Source organism: Sorangium sp. So ce448 (assembly GCF_051520915.1).
GTDB classification, from domain to species: domain Bacteria; phylum Myxococcota_A; class Polyangia; order Polyangiales; family Polyangiaceae; genus Sorangium; species Sorangium cellulosum_B.
The window spans coordinates 4,133,575-4,158,427 of the sequence record NZ_CP150343.1 but is presented as its reverse complement, the minus strand read 5'-3'; the positions used below and the strand labels follow the sequence as shown (position 1 = coordinate 4,158,427).

Sequence of the window (24,853 nt, the reverse complement as noted above, 5' to 3'; positions counted from 1 at the left end):
CGGGCCGTCAGCGAGGCGCCATGGCGGCGAGCTGCCGCGCCTGGCCGGTCTTCCGGAGCGCGTACGCGATCCCGCGCTGGAGCGTCCCCTGGACGACGGTCTCGCGGAGGTCGATCCCGAGGCTGACCAGCGTCTGCGAGACGTGGCCTCGGATCCCGGTGATCACCGCCTCGGCGCCGAGCAGCCGCAGCGCGGTCGCGGCCCGGACGAGCGTCGCGGCGACGCTGCTGTCCACGCCCTTCACGCCGGTGATGTCCAGGATGACGACCTGCGCCGACGTGTCCGCCACGCCGTGCAGCGCCGTCTCGAGCGCCTCGTCCGCCCGCTCCGCGTCCAGGGTCCCGATGAGCGGCATGACCATGATCTGGTCGGTGATCGGGATGAGCGGCGTCGACAGCTCGGCGAGCCGCTCCCGCTGCACGCGGATGAGGTCCTCCTGGAGGGCGGCGCGCGCCCGCTCGGCGCTCTCCCGCTCGACGAGCTCCGCCTCCAGCTGCACCTTCGCCGCCGAGAGCTCCGCGGTGCGGGCGGCGACGGCCGCCTCGAGCGCGTCGTTGGCGTTGCGGAGCTCGTCGCTCGCCGCCTGGACGCGCGCGTAGAGCAGCGCGTTCTTCACGGCGACGGCGGCCTGCGCGGCGACGAGCTCGAGCACGTCGAGGCGGGCGGGCGAGAACACCTCGGGCGCGGCGTTGTTCTCCAGATACAGGACGCCCGAGACCTCCCCCTGGCTCACCATGGGCAGCGCGAGCACCGATCGCGGCTTGCGCGCCGCGACGTAGGGGTCGCCGTCGAACCGCCCGTCCTGCGCGGCGTCGGCCACGACGACGGCGCTCCCGGTGCGCATCGCGAGCTCGATCACCCGGGCTGCGGCGGCGCCGCTCTCGCGCACGGGCGTGGACGGGCCGACGCGCACCTCGCCCTCTTCCTCGGCGACGGCCTCCACGCGCGGCCCGCCCTCGTGGCCCAGGATCAGCGCGCCCCGCTGGGCGCCGACGCTCTCGATGGCGAGCCGGAGCAGCCGCGTCATCACGCGGCCGAGGTCGATCTCGCGCGCCACCGCCTGCGCGGCGCGGATGAGGGCCGCCGCGTCGAGCAGCGCCACGCGCCGCGCGACCGTATCGGTCGTCGACGAGGCGACCGAGGTCAGGTTCGACAGGACGCTCGCGGACGCGGGCTGGCCCGCCGCCGCGCGGGGGAGCAGCTGGACGTACGCCTCCTCCATCTGCCGCAGCTTGGCCGTGGCGCCCCAGCGCGCGTAGGCCTGGTAGGCCTCGACGAGGCACGAGCGCGCGAGCCACGGCATGCGCCTCGCCGCGAGGAACCTGCCGCAGAGCTCGCTGACGAGCGCGCGGTAGCGCACGTACCCCGCCTGCTCCGCGGCGTCGCTCGCCTGCTGGTAGAGCTCGAGGATCGGCTCCAGCGCCTCCCCGGCGACGCGCGCGCGCTCCGCCCGGACGAGCAGCTCCAGGTGCCGGAGCTCGGGGCAGTCCCGCGCGAGGACGGCGAGCTTGTCGTGGCTCGACGCGAGCATCTCGGCCAGCGCGCCGCCCTCTTCCCCGCTCGCCCGAGGGCCGAGCGCCAGGAGGGTGAGGCAGGTGTAGAGCGGCAGATCGACGATGCCGATGTACTGGCCCGTCAGGGCGCGGGCCCGCTCGTGCGCGCGGCGCGCCATCCGCAGCGCGCCCTCGTGGTCGCCGTAGAGGTACGCGAGCGCGAGCTTGTTCGTGTAGTAGAAGCCAGCGACGATCGCGAAGCCCATCCCATCGAGCTTCGGCACGAAGGCGTCCTCGTCGAAGCCGGCGTCGCTCAGCGTGCCGCGGTCCAGCGTGCGCCCCTCGAGGTTCTGGATCACCTGCCGCGCGACGGTCTGGACCGCCGTCGACAGCGCGTCCTTCGTGCGGGAGGTGAAGCGCAGGAACCCGCCGACGTCCTCGCGCACGCGCCGGAGCTCGCCCTCCAGGCTGAGCTTCATCTGGGCGACGAGGTTGGAGGCCGCCGACGCGAACATGAAGTCGCCGGTCTCCATCCCGGCGACCCGCGCCCGCTGGAGCACCTCGAGCGCCTCGCGCTGCGGCCTCGAGTGGTTCATGACGACCCCGTAGTTGAAGTCGACCTTCGCCCGGATGGCATCGACCCGGTACCTGTCGTTCAGGGCGACGCCCATCCGCACGATCCTGTAGCCCTCGTGCGGCTGGCCCCAGAACGCGGCCAGGTAGAAGCCGTGGAGCGCGTACGCCACGCTGGCCATCGGCGAGATCCCGTGCCGGAGCGACAGGTTCGTCATCCTGACGGCGAGGAGCTGGGCCAGCGGCGGGTTGAGGAAGTACGCCGATGGCGAGCCGTAGCCGAGCATCTCCACCACGGCCCTGACGCGCGGATCGGCGAGCTCCGGGCCCGCGCCGACGTCCTCGCCCCGCCGTGCGGCGAAGCCGCGCCCGGCCTCGGCGAGCTCCGCGCGGAGCGCGGCGGCGAGCGCCTCGCCCGCGGTGGGCACCTCCATACCGAAGAGGCGCAGGCCCTGGAGCGCCAGCGCGAGCGTGTCCGCCCAGCGGTGCTGCGCGTTGTAGAGGACCATCCGCGTGCAGTACACGCGCGCGCGCTGGACGTCCGAGGCGGCGCGCTCGAGGAGGGCGTCGAAGAGCGCCTCCGCCTCGTCGCAGCGGCCGCTCAGGTACGCGCACTCGGCCTTCGCGGCGCAAATGTCGAAGATGTCGAAGATGTCGAAGGCGTCGGAGGCGAGGCCCGGCTCGCCGGCCCATGGATCCGGGCCGAGCGCGGACGCCGCGGCGCTCAGGTAGCCGAACGCGGCGTCGTACGCGGTCGCCGCCTGCGCGCGCCGCCCCGCGGCCCGGTTGAGCCGCACGAGCTCGCCGCGCTCCGCCGGATCCTCGATCGGGGCCGGGGCGAGGTTCAGGTGGCCGACGACGACGAACAGATCCTCGTCGCTCGGGTCCTCGCCGAGGCTCGCCGCGAGCAGCCGGCCGATGCGGTGGTGCAGCCGCTTCCGCTCCGGCTCGTCGATGAGCGCGTACGCCGCCTGCTGGACGCGATCGTGCAGGAACCGGTACGAGACGCGGAACGAGGGGTCCTCGAGCAGCCTGCCCGCGACCGCCGCGTCGCCGGCGTGGACGAGGCGGTACTCGGGATCGAGGGGCACGACGACGCCCGCCCGCAGGGCCTCCCAGAGGGCCGCGGCCACCTCGCCCGGGGGCTGCTCGGCGACGAGCGCGAGCGTCCGGAGGTCGAAGCGGTGGCCCACGCAGGCGGCGAGCCGGAGGGCGCGCTGCGCGCCGGGTGCGAGCCGCCGGATCTTCGCGGCCATCAGCTCGACGACGCCCTCCGCGCCCTCCGCGCTCCGGGCGCGCTCGAGGCTCCACGCCCACGCCCCCGCGGCCGGATCGAAGCGCACGATCCCCTCGCCGGCGAGGGCGTGCAGGAGCTGGTGGATGAAGAACGGGTTGCCCGCGGTCCGCTCCAGGATGAGCGCCGCGAAGGCGTCCGTGTCCTCGAGGCGGCAGCGCAGGGCGTCGGCGAGGAGCCGGCGGATGTCCTCGATCTCGAGCGGCCCGAGCCACACCTCGGAGGCGGACGCGCCCGCGACCCGCAGGCCGCCGACGAACCTCGCCAGCGGGTGGGCGTCGTCGACTTCCTGGTCGCGGTAGGCGCCGATCACGAGCATCCCGCGGACGTCGGGATCGGTCAGGAGGAGCTCGAGGAGCTTCAGCGAGGCCGGGTCGGCCCACTGGAGGTCGTCGATGAAGAGCGCGAGGAGGTGCTCCTCCGTGACGGCGCGGACGAAGGTCTGGAACGCCAGGCTGAAGCGGTTCTTCGACTCGCTCGGCCCGAGCGGCTGCACGGCGGGCTGGGGTCCGACGACGCGCTCGAGCTCGGGGATCACGTCGACGACGACCTGGCCGATCGAGCCGAGCGCGGCGCTCAGCCGGGCCTTCCAGCGCGCCACGGACTCCTCGCCCTCCGACAGGATGCGCTCGCACAGCTCGCCGAACGCCCGCGCGATGGCCGCGTAGGGGGTGCGCTGCTTGAGCTGGCCGAACTTCCCCGAGACGAAGTACCCGGGCCGCCGCGCGAGCACCTTGTAGACCTCGCGGACGAGGGCGGACTTGCCGACGCCGGCGTGGCCGGAGATGAGGAACAGCTCGACGGCGCCGGCGCCGGCCGAAGCGCGCTCGCACGCGGCCACGATCGCCTGCGCCTCGGCCTCGCGCCCGTAGAGCTTCTCCGGCAGCCAGAGCCGGCCGCCCGCGTCGCGCTCGCCGAGCGGGAAAGGATCGACGCGGCCGTCGGCCTCGTACCTCCGGAGGCACTCCTCGAGATCGGCGCGCAGCGCCTCGGCGCACGGATACCGATCCTCGGCGGCCTTGGAGAGGAGCTTCATGACGAGATCGGAGACGACGCGCGGGATCTCGGCCGATACGGCGTGCGGCGGCGTCGGCGTCCTGGCCAGGTGGCAGTGCACGAGCTCCATGGCGCTCGGCGCGGTGAACGGGGGCGCGCCCGTGAGCATCTCGTAGAGGGTGACGCCCAGGGAGTAGAGGTCCGTCCGGCAGTCGAGGCTGCGGTTCATCCAGCCCGTCTGCTCGGGTGACATGTACGGAAGGGTCCCCTCCACGGCGCCCGGGTTCTCGGCCCTCGGCGCCTCCTGCGACAGGCGCGTTGCGATCCCGAAGTCGGAGAGCTTGACCACCAGCGGATCGAGGCGGACGAGCAGGTTGTGCGGCTTGACGTCCTTGTGAATGATGCCCGCGTGGTGCAGCGACGCGAGGGCGTCCGCCACGTGGATGCCGATCCGCAAGGTCGTGGCCAGGCCGAGCCTCTCGCCCCGCAGGACGATGTCGAGCGACGCGCCGCCGAAATCCTCCAGGACGAGCACGGGCCCCCCGTCGCTCTCCTCGACGTCCAGGACGCGGAGGACGCCCGGGTGCGCGATCTCGCGCGTGATGACCAGCTCGTGGCGGAGCCTCGCGATCGCGCGCGGCGACGCCCGCCCGGCGCTCGGTCCCTTCAGCACGACCGGCTGCCCGTCCGACGCGCGGCGCGCGCGGCGCACCGTGATCATCGTCCCCTCGTGGAGGGTGGCTTCCGCGGCGTAGCCCTGCAGCGGGCTCGCGGATCCGGTGGCATGAACCGCGCCGAGTGTGGTCATGCGTACAGGTTACAACTGATACGGAACCTACCGTGACGGCGTTCGACGTCGCTTCGGTGCCGCTGTGGCCGGAATCAGTAGCCCAGCGCACATCCCATCGACGATCCTCGTCGTTCCTTGTCTCGAGCTCCACGGGGGCGCGGGCGTGCCGAATCTTGAGCCGCGGCGGCCTCCCGGGGAACACTGCTGGGCGTGTTCCCGACGCGCCGGTCGACCGTCCCGCCCTTGACAGCGGTCGCGCCCTTCACGCAAAGGCGAGGCGTGCAAGCGCTACCGCTGGCGGCGACCGATGACGAGGCGCTCGCGCGCGCCGCCGCGCAGGGGCACCCGGGCGCCGCGCCGATCCTCTGGCAGCGGTTCGCGCCGCTCGTGCGCCGGATCCTGACGCGCACCCTCGGGCCGGGCGACGAGGTCGACGATCATGTGCAGGACACATTCCTGCGCTTCTTCCGCGTGGCGAAGGACCTCAGGGACCCTTCGCTGCTCTCGAGCTTCATCGTCGGCATCGCGGTGCGCGTGGCGCGCGCCGAGCTGCGGCGCAGGCGCGTGCGGCGCTGGCTCCAGCTGTCGCCCTCGGGCGAGCTCCCGGACATGGGGGGCGCGCAGCAGGATCCGCAGGGGCGCGCGGCGCTCACGCGGCTCTACCGCATCCTCGACCAGGTCGACGACAGGTCCCGGACGCTCTTCGTGCTGCGGTTCATCGAGGGGCTCGAGCTCACCGAGATCGCCGCCGCGCTCGGCTGCTCCCTGGCCACGACGAAGCGCCACCTCGCACGCGCGTCGCACCGGATCCTCACCGCCGCGGAGCGCGATCCCGCGCTCTCGGCCTACCTCACCAAGGCCCCGCAGGACCTCGATCGGCCCGGGACCCTCCCCGCCGACGGAGGAGATCGCGATGAATGAAGCGGAGAAGCTGAGCCGGCTCGCGGACCTCGTGCGGAGCGGCGTCCCCGCGGACGTCGACGCGGCGCACGACGCCGCCGAGCGCGCCCGCTTCGTGGAGGCGGTGAGCCGCGGCGCGGGCCGCGCGGGAGCGCCGGGCCGCGTGGGCTCGTGGCTGCGCGCCTCGCCCCTGTGGAGCGCGCTCACCGGGCGGCCGCGGTGGAGCTTCGCGCTCGCCGGCGCGGCGGCGCTCGCGCTCGCGCTCGTCACGCTCTGGCCGGCGCGGCCGCTCGACTACGCCGTCGAGGGCGCGCCTTCCGCCGCGGGCCGGTACATCGCCGCCACGGCCGGCGGCGAGGCGCGGCTCCGCTTCACGGACGGCACCTCCGTCGCGCTCTCGCCGGGCAGCGCGATGCGCGTGGTCGACGTCGACGCGGCCGGGGCGCGCATGCTGCTCGAGGACGGCCGCGCGTCGCTGCGCGTCACGCGGCGGCCGAGGGCGCGCTGGTCCGTCGAGGCGGGGCCGTTCGCGGTGCTGGTCACCGGCACGGCGTTCGACGTGTCCTGGAGCCGCGGCGACGGCACGCTGCGCGTCGCTCTGCACGAGGGGAGCGTGACCGTGCGCGGGCCGCTCGCGCCCGAGGGGCTGCCGCTCCGCGCCGGGCAGCGGCTCGTGGCGCGGATGCGCGAGGGCGACGTGCAGATCTCGAGCGGCGACGCCGCGAGCGCGGCGGATCCGGCGCCGGAGGCGCTGCCGCCCGCGGGCACGGCGGCGCAGCCCCGGGAGGAGAAGACCATCGGACCTGGCGGCGCCGGGGGCGGCGACGCTGGGGCCGTACGGCCGGAGGGCTCGCGGGCAGAGGGGGCGCCCGCGAGCCCTCCGACGGACGGTGCGGGGCCGGCGGCGCCGGCCGGCGCGGCGGTGGCGCCGAGCTGGGCGCAGCGCGTGGCTGCGGGGGATTTCCGGGCGGTCCTGGCCGAGGCGGAGCAGCGCGGACTCGGGGGGGTGCTCGAGCGGGGCGCGCTGGACGACCTTGTCGCCCTCGGGGACGCGGCGCGGTACGCGCGGCGCGGCGACGTGGCGCAGCGCGCGCTCTCGGCGACGCGCAAGCGGTTCCCGGGGACGAGCCAGGGCAAGGCGGCGGCCTTCCTGCTCGGCCGCCTGATCCACGACGGCGGCTCGCCCGAGGCGGCCGTCGCCTGGTACGACACGTACCTCGCCGAGTCGCCGGGCGGCCCGTTCGCGGCCGAGGCGCTCGGCCGCAAGATGGTGGCGGTCGAGCGCACGGCCGGCCGGGCGGCGGCGCGCCCCATCGCGGAGCTCTACCTGAAGCGCCACCCGCGCGGCGCGCACGAGCCGGTGGCGCGCGATCTCCTCACGCCGTGACGCCCGGCGGGTGACTCACCCGTTCTGGCATCCATCGTTTGATCCGATCGGGAGAACGTTCGGGTGGGGGGCTTGCCCCCATAAGCGTTACCCAGGCTTCGCGCCGCGTTCTCCCATGTCCGAACGTTTACGTGGTCGTGGTCGTGGTCGTTTACGTGGTCGTGGTCGTGGTCGTTCACGGCCTACCGTTGACGATTACGACCACGACCACGACCACGTAAACGACCACGTAAACGTTCACGTTCACGTTCACGTTCACGCTGGTGACCAATGGTGTGGTGGAAGGCGCAGGCCTGAGGGGCAATCCGGCGCGCCCTCCCGCGCGCCGCGCTGCCCACCTCGGGCCGGTCAGCTCGCCGCGCCCTCTCGCGCGGCGAGCACGGATGACCTCAGACGTGAAGGCGCTAGTTCGAGCGGCTCAGCGGGTACTTGTAGAAGTTCTGCGCCCACTCGATGGTCCAGATCGTCGGCTCCACGTACACGTTCTTGTCCGCGCCGAGGATCATGCCCCGCTTCATCTTCGCCATCGCCGTCAGGAAGACCTTGCGATCGTCCTCCATGCGCGGCCGCATCACGGTCGACGGGGGATACAGCTCCTTGACCTGAGCCACCGTCGCCGCGTCGTTGATCCACCCGTCGACCCCGTGCTCGCCCTTCGGGAGGCGCGAGCCGCCGGCGTCCAGCCAGTCGCGCAGATCGTTGTTGCCGCGGTTCATGCCGTCAGCGTGGCAGCCGATGCAGGAGCTGCCGGTGTTCAGGCGGCGATCCTGGGTGGCGAAGCCCACCGTGCTGTTGATCTGCGCGTCCGAAGCGGTCTTCTGGAGGCGCGGATCACGCACGATGTTGACGAAGGCGTCGACGCGGCGCTGGTTGATGCCGCCCCAGAGGGAGTACCCCTGCAGGCCGTTCGGCAGATCCCAGATCACCTCTTCCGCCGACTGCTGGAGGCCGTCGGTCCCGGTGTAGTAGCGGCAGTTGATGTAGCTGCCGCCCGCGTAGCTCGGCGCCCCGTCGCACCCCGCCGGCTCCGTGCCGTTCGGCTGAGCCAGCGTCGCGATGAAGCTGTAGTTGCTCGCCGAGCCGCCGGCCCCGCTGATGAACTTGGGGATCGGGTGCGCCCAGAAGGGGAACCGGATCTGGCCCGTCTCGTACGCCTGCTCGATGGTGGTCACGCCGTCGAGCTGCCCGCTGAAGACGTCCCACGTCTTCCAGTAGTACCCGCCGGTCTTCGTCCTGGCCCTGAAGTACATGCGGGAATCGACGGTGATGGCCTGCTTCGTGAGCATGTACTCGTACGACTTCACCCCCGCGTCGTGGAGGACGCCGAGCTCGGCCTCGAGATCCTGCGCGTACCAGGGGATCGCCATGATGGCGTTGTAGACGTCCGGGCGTGTCAGCGTGTAGACGAGCTGGCTCGCCTCGATGTAATCGGTCTTGAAGCCGTTGACGTTGGGCGGCAGCACCTGGCTGTCCGTGGCGCCCTCCACGTTGCCGGCGAGGACGCGCCCCCAGACGAGCCTGGCGAAGCTCGGATCCACCTGGACCGTCGAGGTGTATCTGTACCGCTCCTTGAACGTGACGTCGGAGCCGACGGGCTCACCCAGGTAGTTGACCGAGGTCCTCCCGAAGAAGACGTCGTCGTCCGATCCGCCGAAGTGGAGCTTCGTGACCCCCTTGTTGTAGCCCCAGTAGTTGCGGGTATCGAAGCGGTAGACCATGCCCTTGCCGTTGATGTCCACCGGGTTGACGATCGTGGGGGCCCAGCGCGCGGTCGAGTTCAGGGCCTTCGACAGCCCCACGCGGGCCACGTTGAGCTCCTCTGCGCTGACGCCCGCGTTGTGGAGCTCGTGCAGCGAGGCGTACTTGATGAACTCCGCGTCCGCCGCGGCGACGGTGGCCTTGTCCGTCGCGATCCACGCCTTGACCTGGTCCTCGGTGACCTTCTCGCCGGCCGCGACGGGGCGCGGGGTGGCCGGCAGGGTCGGCGCGACGGCGTTCGCCCACGCCGTGACGGCGTTGAGCATCTGCGTGTTCGCGTCTCTGCAGCTCGTCCCGAAGCAGTTGTGACGGTCGATGCCCATCCGGACCACGAGCTTGGAGTCCGCCGGCTTCTTGAAGTTGACGCGCGTGAGCGCGTACTCGTGGGCCAGCGCCGGATCGACGTCGGAGTGCATGGGCGCCTGGGCCTTGCCCGTCGAGCTGTGGCAGCCAGAGCAGTTGGCGGTCAAGAGCGGGTAGACCGTCGTCTTGAAGGCCTCCAGCGACGCGGCCATGTTGAAGTTCATCTCCTTCGGAAGGCAGACAGCCTCGACGTTCTTGCCGCCCTTCCCGTCCGGGATCTGGCTGTAGCCGAGCGTGCAGCCCGACGCCGGGTTGACCCCCGTATCCGCGTCGCCGCCGCCAGCGCCGCCCGAGCCGCCAGTACCGCCCGAGCCGCCTGAACCACCGGCGCCGGTGCTCGCGCTGCTTGAGCTGGTCGAGCTGGTCGAGCTGCTTGAGCTGGTCGAGCCGCCAGCACCACCAGCGCCGCCCGAACCACCCACGCCGGTGCTCGCGCTGCTTGAGCTGCTTGAGCTGCTCGAGCTGCCCCCCACGACCTTGAACGTGAACTTCTGGTTGTCGCCGTTCGCCCAGCTGTACTGCTGGAGGCCGGCGCCGTCCGCGGTCGACCGCCCGGTGACGTCGAGCGCCTTGTTGCTGTTTCGGGCCATGATCCGCTGGGCGTTGTTGCCGGCGTCCACGAACGAAAATTGCTGGCTCGTGGCGTTGCCGCAGCTGGATTGGACGACGGTGGCACCGTTCGCCGTCGATCCACCGTTGATCCCGAGGCAGAGTCCGCTGTTCACGTTCCGCAGCCGGAAGGTTCCACTCCCTGCGGACTCCGCCCGGAACTGCTGTCGCGTGGCGCCGTTGCACGTGGCGATCTGCGCAGCTGCCGAGCTCGCCGTGCTGCCCCCGCGTATCTCGACGCACTTGTTGCTCTGCACGCCGACGAGCGTGTAGACCGCGTTCGGGTCGATCGTGAGGCTCTCCTCGAGCGCGTCGCCTTGCTCGCTGCCGGCGTCGTCCAGACCAGCGATGCATGAGACGGCGAGAAGGCTCGTCGCGAAGGCGAGCAGGGCGCTCCTTGATGCGAATCTCATGTTGTTCTCCTCTGTCAAGTAAGAAATACGGTCTATCTACCTCTACTGCGGGAAGTTGCCCCGGATCAGCAGAAAAACCGCCAAGGCGCCGAGGCCGCCAAGAGAAGAAGGGGAGGGCCGTCTCGGCATTCCCCCTCTTATTTCCCTGGTTGCTTGGCGCCCTTGGCGGCTTGGCGGTTCGCTTCTCAGGGCGACCTCCCGCAGTAGTGCTACAGCTCGACGCTGCCCTTGCGCTGGTCAGGGGCTCTCGACACGCAATGCGCAATGGATGCTCCGGAGGGACGGCCGCGGTGGTCATCGGTCATCGCCCCCCAGGGGATCTCGATCACGAGGTGCGGAGCTGGAGGACTCGTTCGACAGGCGGTCAGGCACCGCTAAGAGGTTTACTCTTGTCCCCTATCGCGTTACGAGTCAAGCCAATCATGCGTCCCGCCGCGTCATTTGCATCATTTGCATGCTCGTTTGCCTGATCATTCACATGGTCTTTCACGTGAGCGTTCACATACTCGAACCCACGATCGCTCGGGCGATCGTTTACAAATCCCCGCAAACACGCACAAATTTGCGCATATCCCGCCGTCGATCCTCTTCACTTTGCCGCGCATCTGCCCATCTTGTTCACTTTGCCGGCATTTATGAACGACTATTTACGAAGCCACGACCACAGCAGTTGATGGCCAATGACCTGTGCCGCAATGTCCCACATTGACCGAGACATTTGGCTCCTCGCGCCCTTTTCGCCCGTGTCACTGAACGGGTCGAGTCTCGCCTGAACGAGGGTTGCCGCGGCACCGCTGGATCATCGGATGACCAGGGCTTCGCCGTGCGTTGATTCCTGCGCAGATCCAGGCAGGTCGTCCCCGCTCCCCCGAGGCGGCACCCGGAGAAGCACGGGGCGAATCGCCGAGGGGCCAGCGCAAGGAGAAAGCGTCAGGCGATGGTCAACATTGACAAGTTGAGAACAATTTGTCAAGTTCAGGCCTTGACGGTCTGCGCGCCGATCCCAAAGCTCATCCGGTGCGTGAGCGAGCCACCCTGGCCGAGCGCGCGCTACAGCAGGAGGAGCCCACGCCTCCTCCGGCGACCAGGCCGCGGCGTGGTCGCCTTCAAGGTCGTGTTCTGTCTCGCCAGGCACCGCGCCCGGCAGGAGGTCGTCCCCTCATGAACGATTCACGGCGTCGCAAAGGGCTGCGGCTCGAGCGGGCGCGCGCTTCAGCCCAGTTCAAGGACGGCAAGTTCGAGAACCCGTCGGGCGCCGGCCCCACAATGACCAAGGGCTCGACGCTGCCCGTGCTCGGCGAGTTCTTCTTCCGCCGCGGCCGGCGGGAGCCGCCCGCGCCGCTGCCCGTCGTGCGGCCCCACGAGACCTGGGCCCGGCAGAGCGACACCGGCCTGCGGGTCACCTGGCTCGGCCACAGCACCGTCCTCCTCGAGCTCGATGGCCGCCGGGTCCTCACCGATCCGGTGTTCGGCGAGCGCGCCTCGCCGGTCTCCTTCGCCGGGCCGCTGCGCTTCCATCCGGTCCCGGCCGCGCTCGACGAGCTGCCGCCGCTCGACGCGGTCCTGCTCTCCCACGACCACTTCGATCACCTCTGCGCGCCGACGATCGAGGCGCTGGCCCGCACGCGCGTCCCCTTCGTCACGCCCCTCGGCGTGGGCGCGCTCCTCGAGGCGCTCGGCGTCGACCCGGCGCGGATCACCGAGCTCGACTGGCACGAGCGCGCGGAGATCGGCGGCGTCCGCTTCACCGCGACGCCCTCTCAGCACTTCTCGGGCCGCGGGCCGATGAGCCGCAACGCGACGCTCTGGGCTTCCTGGGTCATCGAGGCGGAGCGGCGCAAGGTCTTCTTCTCCGGCGACACCGGGCTGTTCCCCGGGTTCGAGGACATCGGCAAGCAACACGGCCCCTTCGACCTGGTGATGCTCGAGGTCGGCGCGTATCACCCCGCGTGGGGGACCATCCACCTCGGCCCCGAGAACGCGCTGACCGCGTTCGAGATGCTCGGCGGCGGCACGCTCCTGCCCGTCCACTGGGGCACCTTCAACCTCGGCCTCCACGACTGGGACGAGCCGGCCGAGACGCTGCTCTCCCTGGCCACCGAGCGCGGCGCGCGCGTCGTGACCCCCCGGATCGGCGCCGCGTTCGAGCCCGAGCGGGTCGGGGCGCCGACCCCATGGTGGCGAGCGGTCGCGGACCCTCGGTGACGGACGGCGGCCAGCCCCCTTCAGCGGGAACGCCACGCCGCGCCTCGCGCGGTCACGCCGCCCGGGGCCTCGTCTCGGGCGAGGGCGGCGTGATCTGCTCGACCGTGTAGGCATATTCGTAGGTCTTGCGGAACTCGCGCCAGCTCCGGAGCTGCGGCATCCACTCGTCGTCCCGCAGCGCGCTGAGCAGGAGCAGGATGCGCGACTCGGAGGACAGCCGTATCACGGCGTCGCGCGTCTCCTGCGTCGCCATGCAGAGCTCGAGATCGGTCGCGGTGCGGATCCCATGCGCCTTCAGCCTCGAAAGGATGCTCGACGGCGCGTTCCGGGCCGGCTCGGCCTCGTCTCGCGCGTGGAGATACAGGATCGCCTGATCCACGAGGTCGACGAGGCGCGGGGCCGGGATGCGCGTGCGCAGGATCAGCTCGATCAGGTTGTGGTGCGCGAGGTTCTCGATGTTCTCGATGCCCTCCTCGAGCAGGCGCGCCTTGTCGTAGAGCGTGATGCCCTCGAGGTGGGTCAGCGGGTCGCGGTCCTTCAGGGTAGGGACGAAGAAGGTGACCATGCGCGTCTTGAGCAGGTCATGGAGAACGGCGAGCCCGGTGTCCGGCACGATGCCAATGAAGAAGGCGAGCAGAAGCAGGTGCCAGGGCGCGCTGTCGATGGGCGCCGCGCCGCCCGAGAGCGAGGCGCCCTCGAACGTCTTGCTCATGACCCAGGCCAGGATCGTGGCGATGATGATGCGCACGGAGATGTGGCTGTACGCCTTGGGCCCGAGATCCGCCCGCACATAGCGGCGGAATACCATGTTGAGCGCGAAGAAATACGTGCCGAGGAACGCGAACGTGAAGGCGGTCCGGTTGGGGATGAACAGGGAGTGAAGCTCGACCGGCGTGTCCCCCAGCGTCTCGGCCACGGACGCCACCGTCGGCAGCGCCGAGATCACCCAGCCGACCGAGAGGAGGAACGTGCTGAGGATGATCGGGACGAAGAACAGCGGACCGCGCCGGGTGTCCAGCGCGTCCTTCATCAGCGGAGAATAGGCCCGCTCCGCCTCGTCGATCGTGCGGAGCGCGGGGTCGAGCCGCAGCACGTCGCGGTGAAACTGCTCCTTCACCACGTTACGGCGCTGCTCCGCGAACAGAAAGAACAGGAGCGCGGGCAACGTCGCCGCGGCGCCGATGAACAGCGCAAAGAGGAGCAGCAACGCCATGCTGCGCATCGATAACGTGAAGATCTCGTGAAGGCGCTTCTCGGCCTGCAAGAGGACCGTGGCGGCGGGGATGCCGAACCCCACGAGGCACACCGCCAGCATGCCGATCGCGCGCCAGAACTGGTCGCGCAGCATCAACGCGGTGCTGCGATGGCGATGCCGGGCCCAGCGCTCCAGCGACGGGAACACGGTGAACGCGATCATCCCGACGCCGACCGCGCCGAAGGCCAGGCGGGCCCAGCCGTCCAGGGTGGCCATGAACAGCGACGTGAGCCCCCCGAGGACCAGCACCCCCGCGATGGCGGCGGCGTCGAGGCTCGGCTCTTCGGCCTGGACCGGGGCGCGCTTCTCCACATAACCACGCTCGAGCCAGACGCTCAGATCCAGCCGCTGCGCCGCCGCCTCCGTCGTGCGCACCACGTCGAAAGGCGCCACGACGAGATCGCTGCCGTCGCGCCGGATGCAGATCCGGCGAGCCGTCTTGTTGACGAGCTCGATCTCCTCGGCGAGCGGCCCCTGCCGTGCGTCCCCTCGCCCGCCGGGCGGCCGCCGCGCCCGCTCTGGCCTGGAAGGAGGCTGCCCTGCCTCCGGCGAGGCCTCCTGAGGGCCTGACTGCCCCTGCCGCCCCCCGGTCGTCGGGCTCACGAGCACCAGCGGACCGCCGTCGCGCTTCGGCTCCGAGCCGCTGTGTTGGCGCGACGGCAGCTGCTGCAGATCGTCGATCTCCCCATCTGCCATGGCGTTTCCCCTCGATCGGCGCGGTCGCCCCTGATCCCTGCGGCGGCGCATCGACGGCAGGCTGGGGCCCAGTCGAGCTTATGCCCATCGACGCTCCTCCGCGAGAGCGCGCCGCATCGTGGAGGCCCTCCCGGTCATGGCCCGTCCGGACGGACGCTGCGGGATCCACGTGGCTCGGCGCCTCGGGTACGTCGCTGGGCCTCATGCCCTCTCCCCCTGGCCCCCTCCCCCTGGCCCCTTCCCCGTTCACTGCAATGCGCCTCCACCCCCGCCTGCGATCTGATAGAGCCCTGGCGCGTGCGCTCCCTCACTCTCCTGCTCTGGCTCCTCCTCGCGTCGGCGCCCGCCGCGGCGCGGGCCGACGCGGCGCCGCCCGGCGCGCCCTCAGGGAAGGCCGAGGCGGCCGCGTCACGGGTGGTGATCGTCGAGGCCGGCGTGGACGACCCGCTCGTGCTCGAGGCGGCGACGCGGCTGCGGGCCGAGCTCGGCGCGGCGGGGTTCGAGGTGGTGCGCGTCCTGCGAGCGCCCGAGGGCGACCTGCGCGCAGGGCTGGAGCGCGCCGCGAAGGAGGCGGACGCGTTCGCGGCCGCGACGATCGTCCGCTCGCGGACGGGCGCGACCGCCGACCTGTGGATCGTCGACCGGGTGACGCAGAAGACGGTGGTGCGCGCCGTGGAGGCGGCCGGCGCGGCGGCGCCGTCGGTGATGGCCGTGCGCGCGGTCGAGCTCCTGCAGGCGAGCCTGCTGGAGGCGAGCCTGCAGGAGCCGCAGGGGCGCGCCGCGGAGGACGGCGGCGCCGCCGTTCCCGACGACGTGCGGCGGTGGATGGCGCCCGTCCGGCAGCGGGCCGGGATGCCCCCTGCGCCGGAGCGGGCCGGGATGCTCGCGGGCGTCGGCGTGGAAGCCGGCTTCGTGGCGCTCCTGAGCGCAGACGGCGTCGGGCCGGCGCTGGGGCCCGCGCTGCGGCTGTCGTACGGGGTCGGCGCGGACGGCCGCGGCGGCGCGCTGCCCGCGGGGCTCGCGGCGCGGCTGACATTCGCCGGGCCGACGCTGGGGCCGACGCTCGAGGGCGAGCTCGGCACGGTGTCCGTCCGTCAGGAGATGGCCTTTCTGGAGGCGGTATGGGCGCTGGACACGGGCGGCGCGATCTGGCCTGTGCTCTCGGCCGGCGTAGGCGGAATTCACCTGTTCGTCAGCGGTGATCCCCTGCCGCCGCTGCGGAGCGCGACGGGCGATGTCTGGTCGGTCGCCGCGGCCCTGGGCGGGGGCGCCGGGCTGCGCCTGACCGACCGCGCGGCCCTCCTGGTGGATGCACACGCGATCTTCGCCGAGCCCCGCGCCGTCGTGACGCTCGGCGGCGAGCGGCTCGGCACCGCGGGGAGACCGACGTTCGCCGGGTTTCTTGGGCTGCTCGTGCGGCTCTGAGGCGGGCCGCGCCCGCGTGGCCCGGCAAGGGGCAGCGAACGCCGGCACGAGGCCGTTTGCCGATGTTGGAGAGGCGCCGATTCCGGTACCGTCTGTGAATCAGTCGACGGCGCGCCCGATGGGGGCACGTCCTCCTGGTTCGGGTGACAGCGATGAGAGTGCGAAGAATTGCGGCGGCTTTGCTCACCACGGTCGCATTTTCTACGGGATTTCTCGGCTGCTCTGACGATGCCGACAGCGGCGCGGGAGGCACATCGACGAGCGACGGCGCGGGCGCCGGCAGCAACGGCGCGGGCGCGGCGGGCCATGGCGGCTCCGGCGGCTCCGGCCACGGTGGCTCCGGCGACGGCGGCTCCGACGGCAACGACGGCGGCTCCAGCGCCCAGAGCGGCGCCGGGGGCGGCGACGGCGGCTCGGGCGACGGCGGCTCAGGCGACGGCGGCTCGGGCGAAGGGCGGGGGCTCGGCGCCCGGTGCGAGAGGGACGCGGACTGCGGCCGGCGCGGCTACTGCTTCAAGGAGTCGGGCGACGAGTTCCTCGGCGGAGGCCCGGCGGGCGGGTACTGCACGACCACGTGCACGGGAGACAGCGACTGTGAGGGCGAAGGCAGCGCGTGCTTCGACGGCCTCTGCCTTCTCGGCTGCACCTCGGGCGAGCCCCCGCTCGAGAGCATCGTCGACGAGCTCGATCCGACGAAGTGCCGCGGCCGCGAGGAGCTGCGCTGCGAGGAGATCGGCGATGTATCCGTATGCATGCCGAACTGCGGATCGGACAGCCAGTGCGGCGGCCGGGTGTGCGATCCCCGCGTAAACATCTGCGTCGACGAGCCCACGCAAGGGCTGCCGGCGGGCGCCGAGTGCGCGCTCGAGGCCGACGGCACGGATCCCTGCGCGGGGTGGTGCATCGACATCGGCGCCGACGTCGGCGTGTGCGCCGAGCTGTGCGGGCTCGGCGGGGACGTCGCCAACGAGGACTGCGGAGGGCTGGAGAGCGGTCTCTGCTTGTATCCTCTGACAGCCGAGCCCGGGGTTGGTGACCTCGGAATGTGCGCGCCCGCGTGCAACAGCCACAGCGACTGCCTGCTGCCGCACGCCTCGTGTGTGTTCTTTGGCGTGGAGACCAACGGATTCTGCCTCTTCGACGTGACGAAGTGCCCGAAAGGCCAGAGGGCCTGCGCGAAGGGAGAGATCTGCACCGCGACGCCTGAAGGCCGTCTGTGCCTCGACGAGAATTACCCCCTGGAGGACCCGGACACAGGCGGTACGGGTGGTGGTGGCGGCGCAGATGGCACCGGTGGCGCAGGCAGCACGAGTGGCGCAGGCAGCACGAGTGGCGCAGGCAGCACGAGTGGCGCAGGCAGCACGAGTGGCGCAGGCAGCACGAGTGGCGCGGGCGGCACGGATGGCGCAGGCGGCACGAATGGCGCCGGCGGCACGGATGCCGCGGGCGGCGCCGGCGGCACGAATGGCGCCGGCGGCACGGATGCCGCGGGTGGCGCAGGCGGCACGAATGGCGCCGGCGGCACGGATGGCGCAGGCGGCGCAGGCGGCACGAATGGCGCCGGCGGCACGAATGGCGCCGGCGGCACGGATGCCGCGGGTGGCGCAGGCGGCACGAATGGCGCAGGCGGCACGAATGGCGCAGGTGGCACGAATGGCGCCGGCGGCTCCCTCGATGGGTCTTCGGTGTCTGCCGGGGGCGCCGAATAGCGGGAAGCGCGATCAGGGCGCTGGCCGCTCCTGTCCAAGCAGCAGCGTTGTCGCCTCGGGCGCTTGCCAGTCCCTCGCGCCCGTGAAGCGGAGGGACATCCTGCCGTCCGCCTCCACAAGGAAGGTGTCGGGCAACGTCGAGACCCCGAACCGCTGCTGCACCGCAGGGGATCCGGCCCGCACGACGCCGGGCGGGACCTCGCCCCCGAAGAAGGCGCGCACGACCTCCCAGTTCTCGTCGACGCTCACGGCCACGACCTGGAGCCTCCCGGCCCTCTCCAGCTCTTGGCCGAGCTCCAGCAAGCGCGGGAGCTCGGCGCGGCAGGGGGCGCACCAGGTGGCCCAGAAGTGGAGCAGCACAGGGCGGCCGCGCAGAGCGGCGGCGCGAAGCGAGGTCCCGTCCGGTTGCTCGAAGGCAGCGTCGGGCACGCGCTGGCCGTCATGGAGCCGCTCGACCGCGAAAGGGCGCCCTCGACGGCCGACGCCGCGGTGGCGCTCCACGGCCCAGTAGAGCCCCATGGCGAGCGCCTGGACGAGGATCAGGACGCCCGCCGTGACGGCGATCGCGCGGAGGCGGGAGCGCGCGCTCACCGGCTATTCCGCCGCAGGCGACAGAGCCGGGCCAGCGGGCCGCGGAGGCTCGGAGGCGCCCGCCTCTCCGGCGGCGTCCGCGCGGAGCCTCCCGCCGACCACGCTGTAGAGCGCCGGCAGGACGAGCAGCGTGAGCAGCGTGGAGGAGATCACGCCGCCGATCACGACGGTCGCGAGCGGGCGCTGGACCTCGGCGCCGACGCCCGTGTTCAGCGCCATCGGCAGGAAGCCCAGGGAGGCGACGAGCGCCGTCATGAGGACCGGGCGGAGGCGCCGCTCGGCCGCGAGCTCGATGGCGTCGCGCACCGGCATCCCGGCCGCCGTGAGCTGCCGGATGGTCGAGACGAGCACCATGTCCCCGAGCACCGCGACGCCCGACAGGGCCACGAACCCGACGCCCGCGGAGATGCTGAACGGCAGATCGCGGAGCCAGAGCGCGACGACGCCGCCGATCGCGGCGAACGGGACGCCCGTGAAGACGCGGACCGCATCCAGGAGCCGCCCGTACGTGAAGTAGAGCAAGAGCAGGATCAGCCCGAGCGCGATGGGCACGACGACGAGCAGGCGCGCCTGCGCCCGCTCGAGGTGCTCGAACTGCCCGCCGAAGCGGACGTAGTAGCCGGGCGGGAGCTCGACCTCCCGATCGAGCCTCGCCCTCGCCTCCTCGACGAAGGTGCCCACGTCGCGGCCCCGGACGTTCGCCTGCACGACGATCCGGCGCTTGGCCCACTCGCGGTTGATCGCGGCCGGCCCCTCGGTCGTGCGGATCTTCGCGAGCCGCGCGAGCGGGATGCGCTCCCCGCCGGCCGCGGTGACCAGGATGCGGCCGATCGAGGCGGGGTCCTCCCGGTAGCGATCGTCGATGCGCAGCACCACGGGGAAGCGGCGCTCGCCCTCCTGGAGCTGCCCCACCTCCCGCGCGCCGAGCGCCTCGACGACATCCAGGACGTCGGCGGCCGCGATGCCGTGGCGGGCGATGGCGGCGCGGTCGACCTCGATCTCGAGCACGGGCTGGCCTGTCACCTGCTCGGTCACGACGTCCGCGGCGCCTGGGATCTGCTTGAGGGAGGCCTCGATCTCGCGCGCCTTCTGCTTGAGCGTGTCGAAGTCGTCGCCGAACAGCTTCACCCCGAGATCGGCCCGGATCCCCGCGACCATCTCGTTGACCCGCATCTCGATGGGCTGCGTGTAGATGACGCGCATGCCCGGCATCCCCGCGAGCTCGGACTCCATCGCCTGGACGAGCTCGTCCTGCGTGGCGGCGCGCTTCCATGCCTCCCGCGGCTTGAGCGTGATGAACATGTCGGACAGCTCGAGCCCCATCGGGTCCGTCGCCACCTCCGCGGTGCCCGTGCGCGTCCAGACGCGCTCGATCTCGTCCGGAAACCTGTCGAGGAGGACCCGCTCGAGCCGGGTGCCGTAGCGGATCGACTCGCCCGCGGAGACCCCCGAGAGCCGCACGGTGTTCGCGACGAGGGTGCCCTCACGGAGCCGCGGCACGAACTCGGAGCCGAGCCGCGTCGCGAGGAAAGCCGCGTTGCCGAGCAGCAGCGCGGCCCCGGCGAGCACCGCCCAGCGCCACCGCAGCGCGAGCTGCAGCGCGGGCCGGTAGGCCCGCTTGAGGAGGCGCACGAGCGCGTTGTCGCGCTCCTTCATGCGGCGCGGCAGGAGCAGGCTCGCGAGCGCCGGCATGAGCGTGAACGACAGGATCATCGAGCCGATGAGCGCGAAGATGACGGTGAGCGCCATCGGCCGGAACAGCTTCCCCTCCGCCCCCTCGAGCGCGAGGATCGGCAGGTAGACGATCATGATGATCAGCTCGCCGAACATCGTCGGCTTGCGGACCTCGATCGAGGCGTCGCGCACGACGTCCGTCGTGCTCCGGTCGCTCGCGTCCTCGGAGAGCCGCCGGACCGAGTTCTCGACCATGATCACCGAGCTGTCGACGACGAGGCCGAAGTCGATCGCGCCGAGGCTCATCAGGCTCCCCGCGACGCCCGCGCGCAGCATGAGGTCGAAGGCGAAGAGCATCGACAGGGGGATGGCCGAGGCCACGATGAGCCCGGCGCGGAGGTTGCCGAGGAAGGCGAAGAGCACCGCCACGACCAGCAGCGCGCCCTCGAGCAGGTTCTTCTGCACGGTGCCGAGCACCCTGTCGATGAGCTCGGTGCGGTCGTAGACGACGGCGACGTCGACCCCTGGTGGCAGGCTCTTCTCGACCTCCGAAAGGCGCGCCTTGAGCCGCGTCGTGACGTCGTGGCTGTTCTCGCCCATCAGCATGAAGCCGAGGCCGAGAACGACCTCGCCCTGGCCGTCGGCGGTGACCGCGCCCCGCCGGATCTCGCGCCCCTCGACCACCCGGGCGACGTCGCGCACCCGGATGGGCGCCCCGCCCTTGGCGGCGACCACGATGTCCTCGATGTCGCTCACGCGCGTGGCGATGCCGATGCCCTGGATCAGGCTGGATTCGCCGGCCTGGTCCAGGTTGCCCCCGCCCACGTTGGCGTTGTTGCGCTCCAGCGCCTCGGAGAGGTCGTGGAGCGAGAGCCCCCGCGCGGTGAGCTCCGCCGGGTCGACGAGCACCTGGATCTGCCGCTCATCGCCGCCCCACGCGTTCACCTCGGCCACGCCGCGCACCGAGCGGAGCTGCGGCGCGATGACCCAGTCGTGGACCGTCCGCAGCTCGCTCAGCGACTTGCCCTTGCCCGTGACCACGTAGTGGAACACCTCGCCGAGCCCGGTGGCGACCGGGCCGAGCTCCGGGCGATGGATCCCCGGCGGCAACGTCACGGTCTGGAGGCGCTCCATGACGACCTGGCGGGCCAGGTAGATGTCCGTGTCGTCCTCGAAGCGGGCGGTGACCTGGGAGAGGCCGAAGCGGGAGAGCGAGCGGACCTCCTCGAGCCTGGGCAGCCCCGAGATCGCCTGCTCGACGGGCGCCGTGATCTGGCGCTCGATCTCGACGGGGGAGAGGGCAGGCGCGACGGTGTTGATCTGCACCTGCACAGGCGTCGTGTCAGGGAAGGCGTCGATCGGCAGGCGGCGGAAGGCGAGGATGCCCGCCAGGGAGAGGCCTATCGAGGCCAGGATCACGAGGAACCGGTGGCGGAGCGACCAGGTGATGACGGCGTTCAGCATGGCCCGCGGCTCAGTCCTCGCCGCAGCAGCCGGCGCCGATGCTCTCCTTGAGCGTCTCGGTCTTGAGCAGGAAGCTCCCTTCCGTCGCGACCTCCTCGCCCGGACGCACGCCCCTGGTCACCTCGACAAGGTCGCCCTCGGTCGCCCCGACCTCGACCCGCCGCGCCTCGAACTGGTCGTCCGCGAGCCGCACGAACACGAGCTTCACCGTCCTCGCGCGCTGCACCGCGGCGCGGGGCACAACGACCGCCGCGCGGGAGGGGGCGAGGATGCGCGCCCTGCCGAACATGTTGGCCCGCAGCGCGCCGCCCGGGTTCGCGAGCGGGACGCGCGCCCTGGCCGTGCGCGTGGCCGGGTCGATGGCCGGCGCCACGTACGTGATCTCCCCTCTGAGCTCGCGCCCCTCGATGCCGTCGACCTCGATGACCACCGGCTGCTTCAGCGAGACGGCAGCGAGCTCGGTCTCGGGGACGTCGAGCTCGGCCCACATGCTCGAGACGTCGACCACCTCGAACAGGGTCTCCTCGACGCCGACGAGCCTGCCCACGCTCGCCTTCCGCTGCGTCACGACGCCGGCGAGCGGGGTCGCGAGCGTGTAGCCCCCGCTCCCGCCCGCGCTCGCGCCCACGACGGCCAGGGAGGCCGCGAAGGAGGCGCGCTCGGCACGGGCGGCGTCGAGCTCCTGCTGCGCGGCGAGGACGCTCCGGCGCGACGAGATCCCCTCCTTTTCGAGCTGCTCCTCGCGCTTCAGGTTCTCCTCGGCGATCGTGAGGCGCGACTGCGCGCCGGCGAGCCGCGATCGATCCGCACCCACGTCGGCGCTGTCGATGATCGCGAGCGGCGCGCCCTTCTTGACCTCCGCGCCCACGTCCACGTGAAGCTGCCGGACGACCCCCGGGGCGCGGGCGTTGATCTCCGCCACCTTGAGCGCGTCGTAGACGATCCTGGCGGTCACGGGGATGCCACCGCCGCCCTGACGCTCGACGGCCTTTGCGGTGAGGATCCCGGCGAGCCGGGCCGTGTCCTTGGTCTTGAGCTTGACCTTCGTCCCGTCGGCAGGCGCGCCGTCGCTCGCCACGTCGGCCTCCGGCTTGCCGCCGCGCTCGGGGTGGCAGATGGGGCAGATGGACTCCGGAAACTCGTGCTCCTTGCACCAGTCTCCCTTGGCCTGGAAGACCGGGGCGAGCCTCGGGTTGCACTTCGTGCACAGGGCTTCCAGCACGCCGTGCTCCTTGCACATGGCGCCCTCGACGGCCGACGCCGCGCTCCGCTTCACCCCGGCCTTCTCCGCCGCGGAGCTGTCGGTCCCTTTGCCCCCGCAGCCCGGGAGCCCGGCGAGGAGCAGGAGCACCGCAATGCCAACGCGGCCTGGCACGTCAGCTCCCCTTCGGCGGCCGGACGATCTTCAGATCAGGATTGCACTTGAGGCACTGCGACTCGGGCAGCCCGTGCTCGGCGCACCAATCGCCCGTGGCCTTGAAGGCCGGGATCAGATCCGGGTTGCAGCGGGTGCACTGCGACTCGGGCACCTGGTGCTCTCCGCACCAGTCCTCGTGGGAGCCGGGCTTCACGTCGGCCGGCGCGTGCGCCGCCGCCTTGGCCTGCGTCTGCTCGGGCGCGTCCTTGCCGGCGCTCGGCGCCTCCTTCGAGCACGACGCAGCGCCGAGGGCGAAGGCGCAGATCAGGACCGAGATGGAACGAAGCTTCATGGGCCTTTTCTCATGGTTGTTCGCGGCGTCACGCGACGGGAGCGCCTCGGACGCGCGCCAGCGCACCGGCACCACCGTTACCGCCGCTGGCCCTGGCCGCAAGCGTAGAGCGCGAGCCGGGGACGAGGTCCGGCCATCCCTGGGCGGACCTCCGGCGGATAGAGCCATCGCCGGTGGGCGGCGTCCCACCGCCCGCCGTCTTCACACCCCTGCAGGCTTGTCCGAGAGCGACTGGATGCACATCCGCAGCCCCTCGCGGAGGTTCCGCAGCGTGGTCACGGCGGACAGCTCGAGGCCGAGCGACGTGATCAGCGCGGCCACCGCGGGGCGCACGCCGGTGATGACCCCCTTCGCGCCGAGCAGCTCGACCGCGCGGATGATCCGGATCACGTGATCGGCGGTCTCGCCGTCGATGCTGTCCACGCCGGTCATGTCGAGGATCGCATAGCGGGAGCCCGTCCTGACGATGGCGTCGAGCAGCTCCTCGGTGATCACCCCGGCCCTCACGCCGTCGAGCGTGCCGATCAACGGGAGCGTCAGCACGCCGTCCCACACCTGGATGATCGGGGTGGCGAGCGCGCGGAGCTCGTGCTGCTGCCGCTCGATGAGCGACAGCTTGTCGCGGAGCTCCTGCTCGGTCCGCTGGAGCTCCTCGGCGATGCGGGCGCGCTCGTCGACCTCGCGCTTCAGCTTGTGCAGCGTGATGGCCAGGTCGGTCTTCGTCGCCCGCTCCTCGTCGAGCAGGTGCTGCAGCCGGTCCTCCAGGCTGGTCGTGGCGGGGCGCACCGTGAACTCGTCGTGGGCGTCGCCTCGCGCGGCGAACGACGTCTGCTCGACGTCGCACTCCTCCCCGAAGAGCCGGGTGCAGAACCCGGCCAGCTTGCCCGCGATCATGCTGCTGCCCCAGCAGACATCGAGCTCCTTCTGGTAGACCGACTCCCACCCGTTCACCACGCGGAAGCGGGCCTCCTTCCGCTCCCGGTCCAGGGAGAGCACGTGCCACACGCCCCAGCCCGCCGTGGCCGCGCCGACGCCGAGCGCCTTGAAGCCCTCCTCGAACGTCGGATAACCGGAGATGTAGGTCCAGTCGTCGTCGATGCTGAGCCGCCCGCCGCTCTCCACGGCGAGGTTGAAGCGCTCGGTCCCCGCCATCCGCTGGAAGCCGGACATCAGGCCAACCACGCTGCTCGGCAGGAACATCGACACCGAGGGGACGCCGGCCCACGTGCACTGCCCGTTCTCGAGATCCCACTCGATCGCCATCCCCCCGACGACGACGCGGATCTTCTTGTCCAGAAGCTCAGAGCTTGTGCTCATAAATTCCCCGAGTCCACGAGCGCCCCCGCCCGCCTGCGGCAGTGTACCGGCTCGACCCGGCGCGCGTCGCCCTCGACGGGCGAGCCGCGACCGCGCTCCGGGGCTCGCGCGGGAGCGCACGTCCGTGACGGCCCCTCGAGAGGCGGGGCCAGAGGCGCGGCGACGGTGCAGGCGGCGGCGAACAGGCCAGAGAAAGAGAGCAAAGCGCTGCTCGTCCCGCGGAACCCGCCGC

13 protein-coding genes are annotated in these 24,853 nt (G+C 71.8%); 5 read left to right on the top strand and 8 right to left on the bottom strand.

Annotated elements, in window-relative coordinates; all coding sequences use genetic code 11:
• Positions 1 to 7: 7 nt before the first annotated feature.
• Positions 8 to 5,164: an AAA family ATPase gene (locus WMF45_RS15875; RefSeq protein ID WP_437717734.1), complete on the bottom strand. Its 5,157-nt coding sequence runs from the start codon at positions 5,162 to 5,164 to the stop codon at positions 8 to 10.
• Positions 5,165 to 5,425: 261 nt separating this feature from the next.
• Here WMF45_RS15875 and WMF45_RS15870 point away from each other — a divergent pair, with 261 nt between their 5' ends.
• Together WMF45_RS15870 and WMF45_RS15865 are read left to right on the top strand one after the other, a co-directional pair.
• The gene (locus WMF45_RS15870; protein ID WP_437717733.1) at positions 5,426 to 6,067 is read left to right on the top strand and encodes an RNA polymerase sigma factor; all 642 of its coding nucleotides are present in this window, start codon (positions 5,426 to 5,428) and stop codon (positions 6,065 to 6,067) included.
• Positions 6,060 to 7,433: a FecR domain-containing protein gene (locus WMF45_RS15865; protein WP_437717732.1), complete on the top strand. Its 1,374-nt coding sequence runs from the start codon at positions 6,060 to 6,062 to the stop codon at positions 7,431 to 7,433. The genes WMF45_RS15870 and WMF45_RS15865 overlap by 8 nt, the downstream gene beginning before the upstream one ends.
• Positions 7,434 to 7,837: 404 nt before the next feature.
• On the opposite strand, the gene WMF45_RS15860 is transcribed toward WMF45_RS15865, so the two are convergent.
• Positions 7,838 to 10,576, bottom strand: a complete 2,739-nt coding sequence (locus WMF45_RS15860) for an RICIN domain-containing protein (RefSeq protein ID WP_437717731.1) — start codon at positions 10,574 to 10,576, stop codon at positions 7,838 to 7,840.
• Between the two features lie 1,161 nt (positions 10,577 to 11,737).
• Between WMF45_RS15860 and WMF45_RS15855 the strand changes: the two genes are divergently transcribed.
• Positions 11,738 to 12,781 (top strand): MBL fold metallo-hydrolase, encoded by a 1,044-nt coding sequence (locus tag WMF45_RS15855; protein WP_437717730.1) that lies wholly within the window; start codon positions 11,738 to 11,740, stop codon positions 12,779 to 12,781.
• Positions 12,782 to 12,833: 52 nt separating this feature from the next.
• Here the strand turns inward: WMF45_RS15855 and WMF45_RS15850 are convergent, their stop codons facing one another.
• A complete protein-coding gene (locus tag WMF45_RS15850) occupies positions 12,834 to 14,732 on the bottom strand; it encodes a hypothetical protein (protein WP_437717729.1) in 1,899 nt (632 codons plus the stop codon).
• Between the two features lie 297 nt (positions 14,733 to 15,029).
• Here WMF45_RS15850 and WMF45_RS15845 point away from each other — a divergent pair, with 297 nt between their 5' ends.
• The gene (locus WMF45_RS15845; RefSeq protein ID WP_437717728.1) at positions 15,030 to 16,157 is read left to right on the top strand and encodes a hypothetical protein; all 1,128 of its coding nucleotides are present in this window, start codon (positions 15,030 to 15,032) and stop codon (positions 16,155 to 16,157) included.
• 152 nt (positions 16,158 to 16,309) lie between these two features.
• Positions 16,310 to 17,866, top strand: a complete 1,557-nt coding sequence (locus WMF45_RS15840) for a hypothetical protein (protein WP_437717727.1) — start codon at positions 16,310 to 16,312, stop codon at positions 17,864 to 17,866.
• Positions 17,867 to 17,878: 12 nt separating this feature from the next.
• Here the strand turns inward: WMF45_RS15840 and WMF45_RS15835 are convergent, their stop codons facing one another.
• The 5 genes from WMF45_RS15835 to WMF45_RS15815 form a co-directional block, all read right to left on the bottom strand.
• A complete protein-coding gene (locus WMF45_RS15835) occupies positions 17,879 to 18,457 on the bottom strand; it encodes a TlpA family protein disulfide reductase (RefSeq protein WP_437717726.1) in 579 nt (192 codons plus the stop codon).
• A gap of 3 nt (positions 18,458 to 18,460) precedes the next feature.
• Complete coding sequence (locus tag WMF45_RS15830) at positions 18,461 to 21,595, bottom strand: efflux RND transporter permease subunit (RefSeq protein ID WP_437717725.1); 3,135 nt, start codon at positions 21,593 to 21,595, stop codon at positions 18,461 to 18,463.
• 10 nt (positions 21,596 to 21,605) lie between these two features.
• On the bottom strand, positions 21,606 to 22,970 hold the full coding sequence (locus tag WMF45_RS15825; RefSeq protein WP_437717724.1) for an efflux RND transporter periplasmic adaptor subunit: 1,365 nt from the start codon (positions 22,968 to 22,970) through the stop codon (positions 21,606 to 21,608).
• Position 22,971: 1 nt separating this feature from the next.
• Positions 22,972 to 23,304 (bottom strand): hypothetical protein, encoded by a 333-nt coding sequence (locus WMF45_RS15820; RefSeq protein ID WP_437717723.1) that lies wholly within the window; start codon positions 23,302 to 23,304, stop codon positions 22,972 to 22,974.
• 201 nt (positions 23,305 to 23,505) lie between these two features.
• Entirely contained in the window at positions 23,506 to 24,621 is a 1,116-nt protein-coding gene (locus WMF45_RS15815; protein WP_437717722.1) for an STAS domain-containing protein, read from the bottom strand.
• Positions 24,622 to 24,853 lie beyond the last annotated feature (232 nt).